The organism is Actinoplanes sp. NPDC048791 (genome assembly GCF_040650095.1).
Classification (GTDB): Bacteria; Actinomycetota; Actinomycetes; order Mycobacteriales; family Micromonosporaceae; genus Actinoplanes.
The window spans coordinates 1-1985 of the sequence record NZ_JBEZGQ010001318.1 but is presented as its reverse complement, the minus strand read 5'-3'; the positions used below and the strand labels follow the sequence as shown (position 1 = coordinate 1985).

Genomic DNA, 1985 nt, shown 5'->3' with positions numbered 1-1985 from the left:
GGGGCCGCAAACCGACCGTACGCCGGGAGCGTTACAGCCGCTGAAGCGTGGCCGGGTCGTCCTCGCCGCCGTAGTAGCGGTCGAGGACGGCCCGGAACACGGCCGGGTCCTCGGCCGCGTGGGCGAAGAGCGTCATCGACGACCGCAGCTTGAGGTCGTCGGGGGTGCCCAGGATCTGCGTGGCGGTGCGGCCGTGCACGCCGAGCAGGGCCCGCGCGCACTCGGCCAGCCGGGGCCCGAGCACCGGATGGGCCAGGTAGGCCCGGGCCTCGTCCAGGTCGGCGATGGCGTAGTGCTGCGCGGTGGCGGTGCGGCCGAGGCCGGCGATCTGCGGAAACACGAACCACATCCAGTGGCTGCGCTTGCTGCCGGCCGTCAGCTCGGCCAGGGCCTGCTCGTGGACGTCCTGCTGGGCGCTGACGAAGCGGGCCAGGTCGCTCACTTGCCGCGCGCCTTGCGGGTGCTCTTGGCGTTGGCCTTCTGGATGGCCTCGACCAGCTCGGACTTCTTCATCTTGGTCCGGCCGGAGATGTCGAGCTTCTTGGCCACGCTGAGCAGGTGCTCCTTGCTCGCGTTGGCGTCGACCCCGCCGGCCGTCTTCTTCGGGGTGTCCCGCCCGCCGGCCGCCTTGGCGTCGCTGGGGCCCTTCTTCGCCTTGGGCTCCCAGTGGTCGCCGACCTTCTCGAACGAGTGCTTGACCGCGGCCAGGGCGGTCCGGTGGGCGCGCTCGCCCTCGCCGTACTCCTTCACGGCCGAGTCGTGCGCCGCGACGTACGTGTCCTGCGCCTTCTTCGGGGACCGCTTCAGCGTCCCCGGCATGTCCTCACGAGTTGGCATACCGATCAGGTTTCCCGGGCCGGGCAGCGGCAAACCGCGGGCGTCGTTCCCAGGGATGAGACGCGGGTCGTTCCCGGGACCGATGACCGCCTCCGGCCGGCCGCTTACGATCGCTGCGTGCGCCTTCCCCGGGACCAGGAACGGATCGCGGGCATCTCCGTCGCGGCGGGACTGTCCGTGGTCCTGGTGGCGCTCGTGCTGATCACCCCGGGCGGCCCGGCGACCACCGCGGGCCGGGCGGTCGCCGTGGCCTGTGCGCTGGTGCAGGCGGGCACCGTGGCGTTCCTGAGGTGGCGGCCCGAGGCGGCGATGGCTGTGGCCGTGGCCGCCGGCATCGGCCTGGAGGTGCTGACCCCGGACATCGGCTGGCTGGGCCAGATCGCCGCCGTGCTGGCCTGCTACACCCGGCTGCGCACGCCGCGCCGGTCGCTGTGGGTGCTGGCTCTGCTGGTCGCCGCGACCCCGTGGAAGCTGATCGACGGCGACTGGCGCAATCTGCTGCTGGCCGCCGCGGGGCCCGCGCTGGGCTGGACGCTGGGCGAGCTCGGACGCACCCGGGCGCTGCGGCGCGAGGATCAGCGTCGGCGCATCGTGCTGCGGGAACGCAACCGGATCGCCCGCGAGCTGCACGACGTCCTGGCCCACACGGTGTCGGTCATCGTCGTGCAGGCGGCGGCGGCCGAGGACGTCTTCGACCGCCGGCCCGAGCAGGCCCGCCAGGCGCTGGGGACGATCGCCACGGCGGCCCGTTCCACCCTGGCCGAGCTGCGGGTCCTGCTGCACACGATGAGTGCCGACGACCCCGCCGACGGTGGCCCGCAGCCGGGGCTGGCGCAGCTGGAGGCGCTCGCGGCCGCGCTCGGCGCCACGGGCCTGCGGGTCGACCTGCGCACCGAGCTGCGCGAGCTGCCCGCGGCGGTGGATCTGTCGGCGTACCGGATCGTGCAGGAGTCGCTGACCAACACGCTGCGGCACAGCCAGGCGACCCGGGCCGAGGTGACCGTGCGGTGCGAGCCGGACGCGCTGCGGGTGGAGGTCCGCTACGACGGCCCGGCCCGTGCGGTCGGGCGGGTCGACGGGTCGGGACACCGCGGCATCGTGGGCATGCGGGAACGCGCGCAGTTGCTCGGCGGCACGCTGGACGCCGG

At 74.1% G+C, this 1985-nt stretch carries 3 protein-coding genes; 1 reads left to right on the top strand and 2 read right to left on the bottom strand.

The genetic code is table 11. The features are described 5' to 3' along the window. Positions 1-31 precede the first annotated feature (31 nt). Both AB0C29_RS45865 and AB0C29_RS45860 read right to left on the bottom strand, forming a co-directional pair. Entirely contained in the window at positions 32-442 is a 411-nt protein-coding gene (locus AB0C29_RS45865) for a DUF1810 domain-containing protein (protein ID WP_360834304.1), read from the bottom strand. Further along, positions 439-837 (bottom strand): ChaB family protein, encoded by a 399-nt coding sequence (locus AB0C29_RS45860; protein ID WP_360834302.1) that lies wholly within the window; start codon positions 835-837, stop codon positions 439-441. The genes AB0C29_RS45865 and AB0C29_RS45860 overlap by 4 nt, the downstream gene beginning before the upstream one ends. Before the next feature lie 117 nt (positions 838-954). Here AB0C29_RS45860 and AB0C29_RS45855 point away from each other — a divergent pair. Continuing rightward, the coding region (locus AB0C29_RS45855) for a histidine kinase (RefSeq protein WP_360834300.1) at positions 955-1985 on the top strand (1031 nt) is incomplete at its 3' end.